The following is a 14,258-nucleotide window of genomic DNA, read 5'->3' as shown; positions in this document are numbered from 1 at the left end:
GAACCGGGGCAAATATTCCGGGAGTATGCAAGTGAACATGCCGACCAGATTGACCAAGACCGGAAGTGGGCTTGCCGCGCCAGCAGGCATAGCAGGCAAGGAAATCAGGACGCTGCGCGCCGGGTTTATTCCTCTGGTGGACGCTTCCGTGCTGATTGCAGCGGCAGAGTTTGGTTTTGCTCGAGCGGAAGGCTTGAACCTTGATCTCGTCAAGGATGTCTCATGGGCGAATGTCCGTGACAGGCTCGCTTTCCGGCAATTCGACATTGCACACATGCTTTCGCCCATGCCCGTGGCATCCATGCTGGGACTTGGCTCCAATCCATCGCCGACGATAACTCCGTTCTCGCTAGGGCGCGGCGGCAACGCCATCACCCTGTCAGTGCGCCTTTATGAACGGATGCGCGCAATTGCCGATCTGCCGGAAGCCGCAGATGCGCTGGAAAATGCGCGGGCGCTCGCGTCCGTCGTGCGCGACATGAAATCACGCGGCGAACCACTCCTGACGCTGGCAATGACCTATCCTTTCTCGTCGCATAATTACGAGTTTCGCTACTGGCTGGCGGCAGGCGGCATTGATCCTGACCGCGATGTAAAACTGGTCGTCGTGCCGCCGCCATTGACCTCAGACGCTCTGGCGTCAGGTGCTATCGACGGTTTCTGCGTCGGAGCGCCATGGAACATGGTGGCCTCAGAACGGGGCGCCGGGCGCATTGTCGCTGCCAAACAGGATATCTGGCCAAGCGCGCCTGAAAAAGTCATCGGCATGCGCCCGGAATGGGCTGAGACCCACCCCGCGACCGTTGCTCGTTTGATCGTCGCCCTCGATAAGGCCGCACGCTGGTGCGACAGCATCGAAAACCATGATGCGTTGGCCGAGACTCTGGCAGACGAGCGCTATCTCGGCGTGCCGCAGCATATCATCCGCAACGTACTTGCCGGGACATTCAATCTCGATGCGCGCGGGAACCAGCGTGTCATCGAACATTATTTCGACTTCCATGCTGGTCTTGCCAATTGCCCCCGCCCCAACGACGCGATGTGGATTTATAGCCAGATGGTGCGCTGGGGACAGGTAGCGGCATCGCAGACGGGGCAGCAAAAAGTGACCCAGTCCTACCGGCCAGATCTTTACTGTGCGGCTCTCGGGATCGCCCTTTCACCCTTCATACCGGGCACGGTAGAGGGGACACATGCGGATGATCGTTTCATGGACGGCAGGGTTTTCGATCCGGCTGATATCGATGCCTATGTGCGCGGTTTCGATGAGAGTCGCGAGACATTCACCGATCCGCACGCAGCAGAAGATTAACCCGCGATGCCCAAATTGATTGCACGCCGGGCCGCATATCTTGTCATGATCGCCTAAATTACAGTCAGATCTATATTGACGCCTAACCACGGCTGTCTATTTTCTCATCCCTTTAAACTTCGTTTTTTCAACCACTTGCAAATATTTTAAAAGTCTGGCACGTTCCTTGCTTGTTAGATTTATACACCGGTCAACGGCGACCGGAGCAACAAGCGAGCCACATACCGCTCCTGTCACGACACCGACGTCGCAAGGAATTGCACCACGAACGCAAGGTTCGAGGATGCGATCTCCAGGCGGCGTTTTTTTGTGCCCAGATTTGAGACGGCGGAACGAACAGTCACCAAGGCCAGCATAGGGGAAGCCAGCTGATGACAATGCATGAGAAGGCAGAAACCACGACCGGGATATCCCGGCGCAACATTTTGAAAGTCAGCGCCACAGCGGCACTCTTCACCGCCATCCGTTCGGCCTTTCCCGGCGGCGCTTTCGCGGCTGCCAGCGGGCGGGAAGTCAGCGGCGCGAAGCTTGGTTTCATCGCGCTGACCGATGCAGCCCCGCTGATTGTGGCCAAGGAAAAAGGTCTGTTCAACAAGCACGGCCTGCCGGACGTCGAGGTTGCCAAGCAGGCGTCATGGGGCGCCACGCGCGACAATCTTGTGCTGGGCGGAGCATCGAACGGCATTGATGGCGCACACATTCTCTCCCCGCTCCCCTATCTGATCCATGCTGGTAAGGTAACGCAAAACAACCAGCCGGTGCCGATGGCCCTGCTGGCGCGGCTGAACTACGACAGTCAGGCCATTTCGGTTGCGAAGGAATATGCCGACACCGGTGTCCAGCTCGATTCATCGAAGCTGAAGGCCGCCTTCGAAAAGAAGAAAGCCGAGGGCAAGGAGGTGAAGGCCGCAATGACTTTCCCCGGCGGCACGCATGATCTGTGGATTCGCTATTGGCTCGCTGCTGGCGGTATCGATCCCGACAAGGACGTTTCCACCATCGTGGTGCCGCCACCGCAAATGGTCGCCAATATGAAGGTCGGCAATATGGACCTGTTCTGCGTTGGCGAGCCGTGGAACGAACAACTCGTCAATCAGGGCATCGGCTTCACAGCCGCGACGACGGGCGAAATCTGGAAGCACCACCCGGAAAAGGCACTTGGCATGCGCGCCGACTGGATCGAGAAAAATCCGAATGCCGCCAAGGCACTGCTCATGGCTGTGATGGAAGCGCAGCAATGGTGCGAGAGCATGGATAACAAGGCCGAAATGGCTGAGATACTGGGCAAGCGCCAGTGGTTCAACGTACCGCCGAAAGACGTGCTGGGCCGCCTGAAGGGCGATATTAATTACGGCAATGGCCGTGTTGCGCAAGGCACCAATTTGCAAATGAAATTTTGGGCGAATGGGGCGTCATATCCGTTCAAGAGCCATGACACTTGGTTCATTGCCGAGAATATTCGCTGGGGCAAGTTCGCGCCGGACACCGATATCAAGGCGTTGGTCGATCAGGTGAACCGTGAAGATATCTGGCGCGAAGCCGCCAAGGATTTAGGCGTTGCGGCAGCCGATATTCCGGCTTCGACCTCGCGCGGCAAGGAAACATTCTTCGACGGCAAGGTCTTCGATCCTGAAAACCCTTCCGCCTATCTCGACAGTCTCGCGATCAAGGTTGCGTCCTGAGCAAATCGGGCGCGCGACAGCGCGCCTCTCCCACCTTCGAACAGGAGCGTTGCATGTCCGCCGTGCTGAAAGATCAAACCATCGTTACGCCGCTGACGCCCAAGACGACAAAGGCCACGGGGAATATCGTCCGGCTGGCCAAACAGCCCAAACACGTTTTCGATATCGGCGCGCTCGTACGCGGCACAGCGCGAAACATTCTGCCCCCGCTGGTGGTGCTCGCCGTGCTGCTCGGCGTCTGGCAGATATTTTGCGCTGCCCCCGACGCTTCTCTGCCCGCGCCATCCAAGGTTTGGGCGGACAGTTACGACCTGATCGCCTATCCCTTCTTCAATTACGGTTCGCAGGATATCGGGCTTGGCTGGCGCGTACTCGTTTCGCTGGAACGCGTTGCCTATGGCTTCGGTCTTGCGGCCATAGCAGGTATCGTGATCGGCGCAGTCATCGGTCAGTCCGTCTGGGCCATGCGGGGCCTCGATCCGATCTTTCAGGTATTGCGCACCGTGCCGCCGCTGGCCTGGCTGCCATTGTCCCTCGCCGCCTTCCAGAACGCCAACCCGTCCGCGATCTTCGTGATCTTCATCACCTCGATCTGGCCGATCATCATCAACACCGCAGTTGGCGTGCGCAATATTCCGCGGGATTATCGCAACGTCGCCAAGGTGCTGCGGCTCAACCAGTTCGAGTTCTTCTTCAAGATCATGTTGCCATCGGCGGCGCCCTACATCTTCACGGGTCTGCGGATCGGCATTGGCCTCTCATGGCTCGCCATTGTGGCTGCCGAAATGCTGACCGGCGGTGTCGGCATCGGCTTCTTCATCTGGGACGCGTGGAACTCGTCACGCCTGTCCGACATCATCGTCGCTCTTGCCTATATCGGCCTTGTCGGCTTCGCGCTCGACAAGCTGGTTGCGGCCGTCGGGCGGCTTGTCACCCGCAGCACTTCTGTAAGCTGAGGAGAAGAGATATGAGCGCCTATCTCAAGCTTGACCATATCGACAAGCATTTCGACCACTCGGAGGTCCTGAAAGACATCAATCTTTCGATCAACAAGGGCGAGTTCGTTTCCATCATCGGTCACTCCGGTTGCGGAAAATCCACGCTTCTGAACCTTATTGCCGGGCTGACGCCGGTTTCGTCCGGCGCCGTGTTGCTTGAAAACAAGGAAGTCAACGAGCCGGGACCGGAACGGGCGGTGGTTTTTCAGAACCATTCACTGCTGCCATGGTTGTCGGTTTATGAAAACGTCAACCTTGCCGTGACGAAGGTTTTCCGCTCCGGAAAGACCAAAGCCGAACGGCATGACTGGGTCATGACCAATCTCGATCTTGTCCAGATGGCGCATGCCAAAGACAAGCGCCCGTCGGAAATTTCGGGTGGCATGAAGCAGCGCGTCGGCATCGCCCGCGCCTTGGCCATGGAACCGAAAATTCTGCTGCTCGACGAACCATTCGGCGCGCTCGACGCACTGACCCGTGCCCATCTTCAGGATGCGGTGATGGAAATCCATGCACGGCTCGGCAACACGATGGTGATGATCACTCATGATGTGGATGAGGCGGTGCTGCTCTCCGACCGCATCGTAATGATGACCAACGGCCCGGCGGCGAAAATTGGCGAGGTTCTGGATGTCGCTATCCCCCGCCCGCGCAACCGCATCGAGCTGGCCTCCGACCGCACCTATCTGAAATGCCGCGAGGCTGTTCTGAAGTTCCTCTACGAGCGTCACCGCTTCGTGGAAGCTGCGGAGTAAATTCAATGCCCGACCAAACCAGACAGAAACTCGTTATCATCGGCAACGGAATGGCGCCGGGCCGCATGCTGGAACATTTGTTTGAGCACGCGCCGGGCCAGTATGAAGTCACCATTTTCAACGCCGAGCCGCGCGTCAATTACGACCGCATCATGCTGTCGCCGGTTCTCTCCGGCGAGAAGACCTATGAACAAATCGTCATCCATGGCGATGGCTGGTACATCAAGCACGGCATCACGCTCTATAAGGGCCACAAGGTCGTCTCCATCGACCGCGACGCCAAAACTGTGACATCGGATCATGGTGTTACGGAAAGCTATGACAAGCTGGTGATCGCCACCGGTTCAGTGCCGTTCATCATTCCGGTGCCGGGCAAGGACCTGCCCGGCGTCATCAGCTATCGCGATCTGGACGATGTCGATGCGATGTTGATCGCCGCGCAATCGCGCGAGAAAGCCATCGTCATCGGCGGTGGTCTTCTCGGGCTGGAAGCGGCGGCGGGCCTTGCCCAGCGCGGCATGGACGTGACGGTGCTGCATGTCATGCCCACATTGATGGAACGCCAACTCGATCCCGCCGCAGGCTATCTGCTGCAACGGGCGGTCGAGGAGCGCGGCATCAAGGTTATCTGCAAAGCGAACACGAAAGCCATTGTCGGTAGCGGCAAGGTCGAAGGCGTTGAGCTGGATGATGGAACCATTATTCCGACCACGCTGGTCGTGATGGCCGTCGGCATCCGCCCCAATGTCGGACTCGCCAGAGATGCCGGTCTGGAGGTCAATCGCGGCATTGTCGTCGATGCGGGCATGCGAACGTCGGATGCCAATATTCTGGCGCTCGGGGAATGCGCGGAAGTGGGCGGCATGGTCTATGGGCTGGTCGCCCCGCTTTACGAAATGGCACGTGTGGCGGCTTCGCATCTGGCAGGCGACACTACGCCAGCCTTCACCCATTCCGACACGCCGACCAAACTCAAGGTGACGGGTATTGATCTGTTCTCGCTCGGCGATTTTGCGGATGGCGCGGACCGGGAGGAGATCGTGCTGCGCGATGCAACAGCGGGTATCTACAAGCGGCTTGTGATCAAGGAAAACCGGATCATCGGTACGGTTCTCTATGGCGAAACGGGGGATGGCGCCTGGTTCAACGATCTGAAGAAAAAGGCGACCGATATTTCGGCGATGCGCGATACGCTGCTCTTTGGTCAGGCCTATCAGGGAGGGACCCCGCTGGACCCTATGGCGGCCGTTGCAGCCTTGCCGGATGATGCGGAAATCTGCGGCTGCAACGGCGTTTGCAAGAGTAAAATTGTCTCCACGATAACCGGCAAAGGCCTGACCTCGCTCGACGACGTGCGGGCACATACCAAGGCGTCCGCGTCCTGCGGCTCATGCACGGGACTGGTCGAGCAGCTCATGGCGTTGACGCTCGGGGACAGCTACAATCCCAGGGCCGTGCAGCCCATGTGTGGCTGCACTGATCTTGGGCATGACGATGTGCGCAGGCTCATCAAGGCCAAGAAGCTGAAGACCATTCCCGCCGTCATGCAGGAACTGGAATGGAAGACATCCTGCGGTTGCGCCAAATGCCGCCCGGCGCTCAATTATTACCTCGTCTGCGACTGGCCGGATGAATATGCCGACGACTACCAGTCGCGTTTCATCAATGAGCGCGTCCACGCCAATATCCAGAAGGACGGCACCTATTCCGTTGTTCCTCGCATGTGGGGCGGCGTGACAAATTCCAGCGAACTGCGTGCCATTGCCGATGTGGTGGACAAGTTCGCCATTCCAATGGTCAAGGTCACGGGCGGGCAGCGCATCGACTTGCTGGGGATCGAAAAGGAACAATTGCCAGCGGTGTGGTCCGATCTGGGCAAGGCGGGTTTCATCTCCGGTCAGGCCTACGCCAAGGGGTTGCGCACGGTGAAAACCTGTGTTGGCACTGACTGGTGCCGGTTTGGCACACAGGATTCCACCGGTCTTGGTATCCGCATCGAGAAATTCATGTGGGGTTCGTGGACCCCCGCCAAGCTGAAATTGGCTGTTTCTGGTTGTCCGCGCAACTGCGCGGAAGCGACCTGCAAGGATATCGGCGTTATTTGCGTGGATTCCGGTTTCGAGATTCACTTCGCCGGAGCAGCCGGTCTCGACATCAAGGGCACGGAGGTTCTGGGGCTGGTAAAGACGGAAGACGAAGCTCTGGAGCATATCGTGGCGCTGACGCAGATGTATCGCGAGCAGGCCCGTTATCTGGAGCGCATCTATAAATGGGCCAAGCGCATCGGTCTCGATGAAATCCGCCGCCAGATCATGGAGGATACTGACAAGCGCCAGACCTATTATGACCGCTTCGTCTTTTCGCAGAAGTTCGCACAGGTCGATCCGTGGTCCGAACGTGTTTCCGGCAAGGACAAACACGAATTCAAACCCATTGCTGTTTTGAATGCGGAGGCTGCGGAATGAACGAGATAGTCAGAAACTGGATTGCCATCGGCACACTGGACGACATTCCCCCTCAAGGATCGCGTTGCGTGAAAAACGGACCGACGACGATTGCCGTCTTTCGCACGTTCGACGACCGTCTGTTCGCCATTGAAGATCGTTGCCCGCACAAGAACGGGCCGCTCAGTCAGGGCATTGTCCATGACGGTTGTGTGACCTGCCCGCTGCATAACTGGGTCATCAATCTGGCGACCGGCAAGGCTGAAGGCGCGGATGAAGGTGCGACGCAGACGTTCCCCGTCAAGCAGGAAGGCAACACCATTTATCTCGCGCTTGGTTTCTGAACAAACCGGCGCTGACAATCGAACATAAGAGGAGACGACATGCTTAGCAAAAGCGATGTGACCGACATGATCTATGAAAAGAAACGGCTGGCCGGTCTGACATGGGCATCGATTGCCGAAGGCATCGGTATGAGCGAGGTGTTTGTCACTTCGGCCTGTCTTGGCATGAACGCGCTGCCGCGCGACAAGGCGGACAAGCTGGTGGTCAATCTTGGCCTGCCGCAGGAGGCCGCCGTGGTTTTGGCGGAATATCCGACCAAGGAATGGGACCGCGCGGTTCCGACCGATCCCTGCATCTATCGGCTTTACGAGATCGTTGGGGTCTACGGTCCAACGCTGAAGGAACTCATTCAGGAAAAGAGCGGCAACGGCATCATGAGCGCTATCGATTTCGAGATGAGCGTGGACAAGGTGCCCAACCCGAAGGGCGAGCGCATTGAAATCCGCATGAGCGGCAAATTCCTTTCCTACAACAGCTGGTAAAGCGCGCTCCAATTGTGCGGGCTCGATATGCAGCCCGGTAAGGCGACTATCATGGCAACGACCACCGAAACAAAGACCACCTGCCCCTATTGCGGCGTCGGTTGCGGCGTCATCGCCAGGGTCGATGAAGTCGGCTCTGTTTCAGTTCGCGGCGACCCGGATCACCCCGCTAATTTCGGACGACTATGTTCGAAAGGTTCGGCGCTTGCGGAAACGATCGACCTTGATGGGCGTCTGCTTTTTCCTGAGATTGACGGGCAACGTGCGGACTGGGATCAGGCGCTCGATCTCGTCGCCCAAAAATTTTCGGAAGCAATGGCGGAACATGGGCCGGATTCCGTGGCCTTTTATGTTTCAGGTCAACTTTTGACCGAAGACTATTACGTCGCGAACAAGCTGATGAAGGGCTTCATCGGCTCGGCGAATATCGACACCAACTCGCGGCTTTGCATGTCTTCATCAGTGGCGGGGCATCGTCGCGCCTTCGGGTCCGATACCGTGCCCGGCACCTATGAGGATATCGAACTGGCGGATCTGGTGGTCCTGACCGGCTCCAATCTCGCCTGGTGCCATCCCGTCATTTACCAGCGGCTTGCCGCAGCGAAAGCGGCGCGCCCACAGATGAAAGTCGTCGTCATCGATCCGCGCCGGACGATGACCTGCGATATTGCCGATCTGCATCTGGCGATCCTTCCCGATGGCGATGTGGCGCTTTTCATGGGACTGCTCGCGCATCTCGTGAAAAGCCCTGCGCTCAACATGGGCTATGTCGATGCATATACATCCGGCTTTGCGGTGGCTGTGGAAACGGCTACCACACTGGATCACGAAACGCTGACCGAACGCACCGGGCTCTTGTCGGCAGAACTCAATGAATTCTTCCGGCTGTTCGAAACCACCGACAAGGTCGTCACCTGCTACAGTCAGGGTGTTAACCAGTCGTCATCTGGAACCGACAAGGTCAACGCTATCATCAATTGCCATCTAGCGACGGGCCGGATCGGGCACCCCGGAATGGGACCTTTCTCAATGACCGGCCAGCCGAATGCCATGGGTGGCCGGGAAGTGGGCGGTCTTGCCAATATGCTTGCCGCGCATATGGCTATCGAGAATGCCGACGACCGTGACCGCGTGCAGCGTTTCTGGTCCTCCCCCACTATCGCAACCAAACCGGGTCTGAAAGCCGTCGATATGTTCCGCGCGGTGGCGGATGGGCGCATCAAGGCATTATGGGTCATGGCCACCAATCCGGTCGTGTCCATGCCGGATGCTGATGCGGTCGAGGCAGCCATAGCCGCCTGTCCCTTCGTTGTCGTTTCCGACATTATGCAGAACACCGATACGACGCGTCATGCGCATGTACTGCTGCCGTCTCTAGGTTGGGGCGAGAAGGACGGCACCGTTACCAATTCCGAGCGGCGCATCTCCCGGCAGCGAGCATTTCTGGCCGCTCCGGGCGAAGCACGGGCGGACTGGTGGCAACTGGCTGAGGTCGCGCGCCGTATGAACCATGCCGCTCCGTTCGACTATAGCGGGTCGGCGGCCATCTTCGCCGAGCACGCGGCGCTGTCCGCTTTTGAAAACGAAGGCAGCCGCGATTTCGATATCGGCGCATTTGAAGAGATCAGCCCTGCCGCTTACGACGCCATGACACCTTTCCAATGGCCCAAGTCACCCGGCCGAGCAGAGAATGCATCCCGCTTTTTTGCGAAGGGTGGTTATTTCCACCCGGACCGGCGCGCGCGCTTCATCGCCACCGCTGTGCCGGAGACAATTCGCACAAGCAGCGACCTTCCGTTCACGCTCAACACGGGTCGCATCCGCGATCAGTGGCATACGATGACGCGAACCGGCAAAAGCGCGCGGCTATCATCCCATATCGCCGAGCCTTTTGCCGAACTTCATCCACGCGATGCGATAGAGCTTGGCATCGAGAACGCCAGCTTGGTGGAAATCGAAAGCTCGCACGGGAAAGCCATCGTGCGTGCACTTGCAACGGAACGGCAGGCGCGCGGCAGTGTCTTCGTTCCAATGCATTGGAACGACCAGTTTTCCGCCCGCGCCCGTATTGATGCGGTCGTCGCGCCATTGGTCGATCCGGTTTCAGGCCAGCCCGCCTCCAAGAATGTGGCCGTCGCTGTCAGACCGTTTGCGGCGACCTGCTACGGCTTTGCCGTTTCGCTCGCAAAGCCTTCCGCTATCGGCTGCGATTACTGGGCGCTTGCTCGCGCAGACGGCGGCTGGCGGCTGGAACTGGCGTCACTTACCGATATCGGGGATTGGGTGGAATGGTGTTACGTACACTTCGCCATCCCAGAAGATATTCATCCGATCGGCTATACCGACACCGCGACCGGCGAAACAAGGCTCGCATTCTTTGCAGGTTCCCGATTGCTCGCAGCTTTGTTTATCGCGCCACAACCGGTTGCTGTCGCGCGCAATTGGGCCATCCAGCAACTGACTGTCACGCATGACGATCTGCGCAAGCGCTTTGCTATCGTTGCTGGTCGCCCCGGTGTCGACAAGCCGGACCCCGGCGCCACGGTTTGTTCATGCTTCGGTGTCGGCGTCAACCAGATCGGCGCCGCCATCCGTTCCGGCTGCCACAGTGTTGAAGCTATCGGTAAGGAACTCGATGCCGGAACCAACTGCGGCTCCTGCCGCGCAGAAATCAGGGGTATCATCGATGGGTGTCTCGCAACCGCAGCTGAATGAAACACCAGTTCGCATCGAAGCATTGGCGAAGCTTCCGGTCTTCTGGGCACTTGAAGGCAAGCTTTGTGTTGTTTCGGGTGGTTCGGACGCCGCCGCCTGGAAAGCGGAGCTGCTGGCCGCCTGTGGCGCGCATGTCAAAGTCTTTACCAGAGAACCTGATGAGATGATGCGCGCACTCGCAAGCCGTCCAGCGGCTCATATCAGAGCGGACATATCGCTGATTGGCCGTTCATGGCGGCAAAGTGATTTGCAAGGTGCTGCTATGGCTGTCGCCGACTGCGATGATAGTTATGAAGCCGAGCGGTTTTATACGGCTTGCGGAGCGATGGGCGTGCCAGTGAATGTCATCGACAAGCCCCCTTATTGCCAGTTCCAGTTCGGTTCCATCGTCAACCGGTCGCCGGTGATCGTTGCCATTTCGACGGATGGCGCAGCTCCTGTTCTGGCGCAGACGATCCGGAGTAAAATTGAAGTGCTTTTGCCAGCTTCACTCCAAAACTGGGCTGAACTGGCGCAGGCAATCCGTAGCCGCATCGGATCACTTTTACCAACGGCAGCGGCGCGCAGGCGCTTTTGGGAAATCTTCGTGGAGAAAGCTTTTTCCGAAAAGCGCACCGCCCGGACAGAAGGCGAACTGCTCACAACTGCTTCAGAACTGGTCTTGAATGCGGGCGACGTAAAGGTCTTTTCCGTCAACCCGATAGATCCGGAACTAATGACGCTGAAAGCAATACGCGGATTGCAAACCGCCGATGTGGTTTTTTTTGATAAAGGCATTGCGCCGGAAATACTGCAATTTGGGCGGCGCGAAGCAATACGCATTCAAGTTGAGGATAGGTCCCAGCAGGGCTCGTGGCCCCAAAACTGCCGTGTTGTATATCTGGTGTCAGATGGCGATGGGTCTACCAAAACGAACATAAGCCACTAAAGCAAAAGCTGACAAAGTGAGCATCATCATTGGACGAATAAGACCTTTCGCCGACGATGAAACCATCCAGCCTGAAGTTACAATGGCACTGCTCCAAAGCCATCCAAAGTCAGAGACAGAAAGCGCCATTGCGGTGATGCAAACGGGGCTTGCCGTCATAATCAATGTCAGTTCGCTATTTTCATCGTCACGGTGTGACGAAAAGAACGAAGTAAATGTACTCCAGCTAAAGCCAACTGACATACTGAGCAGGGCTGGCATCAAGATCGAATAAAACATGCGTGGCACCCCATAGAGCGATACCTTACACATGCAGTTTTTATGCCACTTTTGGGGGAATAATCGTTTTGAAGTATATAATAATAGTAGGAGCGCGGCTAAGCAAAATTGAAGCGTATCGTGGCCTTAAAATAATCGAATAATCAAGCCAAGCCACATAACTTTTCTTTCAGGCAAAGCGAGCCTGATCAAAAACTAGCCAGATGACAAATTTTCGAGCCCACCCTGTGCACTCTGATCTTAAAACGACCAGAGCGCATCAGGTACTGACCTGCTTAATTGTTACCGATCGGTGCATCGGCAGAAAGGACGCCTTTGTCCTTCAGGCGAGCCCAGAAGGTGGCGGGAATTTCCTGCTCGAACCAATCGACATTTGCCTTCATCTGCTCGCCATTGCGGGCACCCGAAACAACCGTGACCACAGCTGGATGCAGTGTCGGGAAGGCTAACGCCGCGGCTTGCATGGTAACACCCTCGGATTCGCATGCCGCCTGGATTGCATCGACACGCGTCAGAAGATCGGTCGGCGCCTCGGCGTAGTTGAACTTCCGATTGCCCGCCAGAAGGCCGGAATTGAAAGCACCGGCCACGACGATACCAACGCCGTCGCGGTGGCAACGGTCGAGAAGCGCAAGGCTGTCCTGCTCCAGCAAGGTGTAGCGGCCAGCAAGCATCGAAACGTCGATGTCGAATTCCTGCATCGCGTCGGAAACGACCTGCCATTCGTTGACGCCCAGACCAACGGCCTTTACCAAGCCCGCAGAACGCAGTTCTCCAAGCGCCTTGAACCCGCCGCCCTTGGTCAGCTGGTTCCAATAGTGCTGATGACGATCGCCGTGGGTGGCGCGGCCAATATCGTGAATATACAGCACGTCAGGAGCGAACACGCCAATGCGCTGGCGGCTTGCTTCGAAGGAACGCATGATTGCATCGTAGCTGTAATCATAATTCGGTCGGAAAGGCAGCGGCTCGACGTAAGCGTCTTCTTCCAGCCCGACCGTCTCATCCGGCACCATGATGCGCCCAACTTTGGTGCTAAGCACATACTCGTTGCGCTTGTGCTCCGTCACCATCGTGCCAAGGCGGCGCTCTGAACGCGTATAGCCATAAAAGGGCGCCGTATCGAAATAACGGATACCAGCATTCCAAGCTGCATCGAAAGCACTCAGAGATTCCTGATAACTCGTCACCCGATAGAGATTGCCCATCTGGGCACAGCCGAGACCCATTAGCGTGAACGAGACGTCACGATTGCGCAATTTGCGTCTGTCTGAAACCTTCATGATGTGCTGAATTCCCAATCTGACCGATAAAGAGCGCGCGGATATGCTCCGCGCGCTGGCTTTGACTTAGTAAAGAACGTTCTTCGCTTCCGGCTTGTCGACATTGTCCTTTGTGACAACAACGACGCCAGTATCTATCGTCTTTTCGACCTTTTCCTTGTTGAGCAGCTTTAGCAGCGTTGCAACGCCGATATCACCCATCTGGTAGGAACCCTGGACAACGGTTGCCGCCAGCGTGCCGTCCTTGACGAATTCCTGCAAATCCTGGTTTCCGTCGAAACCGATTGCAGTAACCTTGCCCGCCTTGCCGGCCTGCTTGATCGCCCGGCCCATGCCGATTGCGGTCGGCTCGTTTGCGCCAAAAATACCCTTCAGGTCACTGTTGGCAGCAAGAACATCGGTCGTCTGATTAAGCGCGGTAGCCATCTGCGACTGCGAATAGTATGGGCCGACGATTTCCAGCTTCGAATTGGCCTTGATGTAGTCGGTAAAGCCGCCCACACGGTTGATTTCCGATCCGGCGCCAGCAACATAGGACATGACGGCGATCTTGCCCGTCGTTCCGACCTTATCGATCAGAGCCTTCGCGGCGAGTTCGCCAGCCTTCTTATTATCCGTCGCCAAGAAGGACTGATAGTATTTCTCGGCACCGCTGGCGAGCTGGCTGTCGATGATGACAACCGGGATACGCGCTTCCCAAGCCTTCTTCACGGCTGGTACGAGCGCATCGGGATCAGACGGTGCAAGGAGAATGGCGTCGACTTTGCGGTTGACGGCATTTTCGACCATGTTGACCTGATCAGCAATAGCGGATTCCGATGCAGGTCCCTGGAACGTCATTGTGTGCTCGCCCTTTGCCTCGGCAATGGCGGCATCGGCGCCCTTCTGAACGTTCTGCCAGAAGGTCGAATTGACCGTTTTGACGATAACCGCAATTTCACCGGCTGAAGCAGTGGACAAACCGCCGAAGACCATGACCGAAGCGAGAAGCGCAGTTTTAAATTTACCCATAATTTCCTCCAACTAACCGAACCC

The 14,258-nt window shown here is 57.3% G+C and carries 12 protein-coding genes; 9 read left to right on the top strand and 3 right to left on the bottom strand.

All coding sequences use genetic code 11. From position 1 onward, the window contains the following. The first annotated feature begins 37 nt into the window (after nucleotides 1-37). From D8666_RS10615 to D8666_RS10575, 9 genes are all read left to right on the top strand, one after another. Nucleotides 38-1,312, top strand: a complete 1,275-nt coding sequence (locus tag D8666_RS10615) for a CmpA/NrtA family ABC transporter substrate-binding protein (RefSeq protein WP_121537972.1) — start codon at nucleotides 38-40, stop codon at nucleotides 1,310-1,312. Nucleotides 1,313-1,683: 371 nt separating this feature from the next. Next, nucleotides 1,684-2,994: a CmpA/NrtA family ABC transporter substrate-binding protein gene (locus D8666_RS10610; protein ID WP_121537753.1), complete on the top strand. Its 1,311-nt coding sequence runs from the start codon at nucleotides 1,684-1,686 to the stop codon at nucleotides 2,992-2,994. A gap of 53 nt (nucleotides 2,995-3,047) precedes the next feature. Continuing rightward, nucleotides 3,048-3,950, top strand: coding sequence for a nitrate ABC transporter permease (gene ntrB, locus D8666_RS10605; RefSeq protein ID WP_121537751.1), 903 nt, complete (start codon nucleotides 3,048-3,050; stop codon nucleotides 3,948-3,950). A gap of 11 nt (nucleotides 3,951-3,961) precedes the next feature. Further along, nucleotides 3,962-4,747 carry an ABC transporter ATP-binding protein gene (locus D8666_RS10600; protein WP_121537749.1) on the top strand — a complete coding sequence of 262 codons (786 nt, stop codon included), beginning with the start codon at nucleotides 3,962-3,964 and terminating at the stop codon, nucleotides 4,745-4,747. Between the two features lie 5 nt (nucleotides 4,748-4,752). Then, nucleotides 4,753-7,212, top strand: a complete 2,460-nt coding sequence (nirB, locus tag D8666_RS10595) for a nitrite reductase large subunit NirB (protein ID WP_121537747.1) — start codon at nucleotides 4,753-4,755, stop codon at nucleotides 7,210-7,212. Continuing rightward, nucleotides 7,209-7,535: a nitrite reductase small subunit NirD gene (gene nirD / locus D8666_RS10590; protein WP_121537745.1), complete on the top strand. Its 327-nt coding sequence runs from the start codon at nucleotides 7,209-7,211 to the stop codon at nucleotides 7,533-7,535. Before nirB ends, nirD begins: the two co-directional genes overlap by 4 nt. 39 nt (nucleotides 7,536-7,574) lie before the next feature. Then, complete coding sequence (gene cynS, locus D8666_RS10585) at nucleotides 7,575-8,018, top strand: cyanase (RefSeq protein WP_121537743.1); 444 nt, start codon at nucleotides 7,575-7,577, stop codon at nucleotides 8,016-8,018. A gap of 51 nt (nucleotides 8,019-8,069) precedes the next feature. Beyond that, nucleotides 8,070-10,733 carry a nitrate reductase gene (locus tag D8666_RS10580; RefSeq protein WP_121537741.1) on the top strand — a complete coding sequence of 888 codons (2,664 nt, stop codon included), beginning with the start codon at nucleotides 8,070-8,072 and terminating at the stop codon, nucleotides 10,731-10,733. Beyond that, entirely contained in the window at nucleotides 10,654-11,661 is a 1,008-nt protein-coding gene (locus D8666_RS10575; protein ID WP_121537739.1) for an NAD(P)-dependent oxidoreductase, read from the top strand. Before D8666_RS10580 ends, D8666_RS10575 begins: the two co-directional genes overlap by 80 nt. On the opposite strand, the gene D8666_RS23970 is transcribed toward D8666_RS10575, so the two are convergent. From D8666_RS23970 to D8666_RS10560, 3 genes are all read right to left on the bottom strand, one after another. Further along, nucleotides 11,620-11,940 carry a hypothetical protein gene (locus tag D8666_RS23970; RefSeq protein WP_147437993.1) on the bottom strand — a complete coding sequence of 107 codons (321 nt, stop codon included), beginning with the start codon at nucleotides 11,938-11,940 and terminating at the stop codon, nucleotides 11,620-11,622. The two genes, D8666_RS10575 and D8666_RS23970, sit on opposite strands and share 42 nt — an antisense overlap. A 275-nt stretch (nucleotides 11,941-12,215) precedes the next feature. Further along, entirely contained in the window at nucleotides 12,216-13,223 is a 1,008-nt protein-coding gene (locus tag D8666_RS10565) for an aldo/keto reductase (RefSeq protein WP_121537729.1), read from the bottom strand. A 66-nt stretch (nucleotides 13,224-13,289) separates the two neighbouring features. Next, nucleotides 13,290-14,234: an ABC transporter substrate-binding protein gene (locus tag D8666_RS10560; protein WP_121537727.1), complete on the bottom strand. Its 945-nt coding sequence runs from the start codon at nucleotides 14,232-14,234 to the stop codon at nucleotides 13,290-13,292. Nucleotides 14,235-14,258: the final 24 nt, after the last annotated feature.

The organism is Ochrobactrum soli, from assembly GCF_003664555.1.
Taxonomy (GTDB): Bacteria; Pseudomonadota; Alphaproteobacteria; order Rhizobiales; family Rhizobiaceae; genus Brucella; species Brucella teleogrylli.
This window is presented reverse-complemented; position numbering and strand designations above follow the sequence as displayed.

What these genes read in the sequence shown, in the direction of transcription:
- D8666_RS10615 (WP_121537972.1), top strand. Translation starts at nt 38, where the DNA reads ATGCCGACCAGATTGACCAAGACCGGAAGTGGGCTTGCCGCGCCAGCA.
- D8666_RS10610 (WP_121537753.1), top strand. Translation starts at nt 1,684, where the DNA reads ATGACAATGCATGAGAAGGCAGAAACCACGACCGGGATATCCCGGCGC.
- ntrB (WP_121537751.1), top strand. Translation starts at nt 3,048, where the DNA reads ATGTCCGCCGTGCTGAAAGATCAAACCATCGTTACGCCGCTGACGCCC.
- D8666_RS10600 (WP_121537749.1), top strand. Translation starts at nt 3,962, where the DNA reads ATGAGCGCCTATCTCAAGCTTGACCATATCGACAAGCATTTCGACCAC.
- nirB (WP_121537747.1), top strand. Translation starts at nt 4,753, where the DNA reads ATGCCCGACCAAACCAGACAGAAACTCGTTATCATCGGCAACGGAATG.
- nirD (WP_121537745.1), top strand. Translation starts at nt 7,209, where the DNA reads ATGAACGAGATAGTCAGAAACTGGATTGCCATCGGCACACTGGACGAC.
- cynS (WP_121537743.1), top strand. Translation starts at nt 7,575, where the DNA reads ATGCTTAGCAAAAGCGATGTGACCGACATGATCTATGAAAAGAAACGG.
- D8666_RS10580 (WP_121537741.1), top strand. Translation starts at nt 8,070, where the DNA reads ATGGCAACGACCACCGAAACAAAGACCACCTGCCCCTATTGCGGCGTC.
- D8666_RS10575 (WP_121537739.1), top strand. Translation starts at nt 10,654, where the DNA reads ATGCCGGAACCAACTGCGGCTCCTGCCGCGCAGAAATCAGGGGTATCA.
- D8666_RS23970 (WP_147437993.1), bottom strand. Translation starts at nt 11,940, where the DNA reads ATGTTTTATTCGATCTTGATGCCAGCCCTGCTCAGTATGTCAGTTGGC.
- D8666_RS10565 (WP_121537729.1), bottom strand. Translation starts at nt 13,223, where the DNA reads ATGAAGGTTTCAGACAGACGCAAATTGCGCAATCGTGACGTCTCGTTC.
- D8666_RS10560 (WP_121537727.1), bottom strand. Translation starts at nt 14,234, where the DNA reads ATGGGTAAATTTAAAACTGCGCTTCTCGCTTCGGTCATGGTCTTCGGC.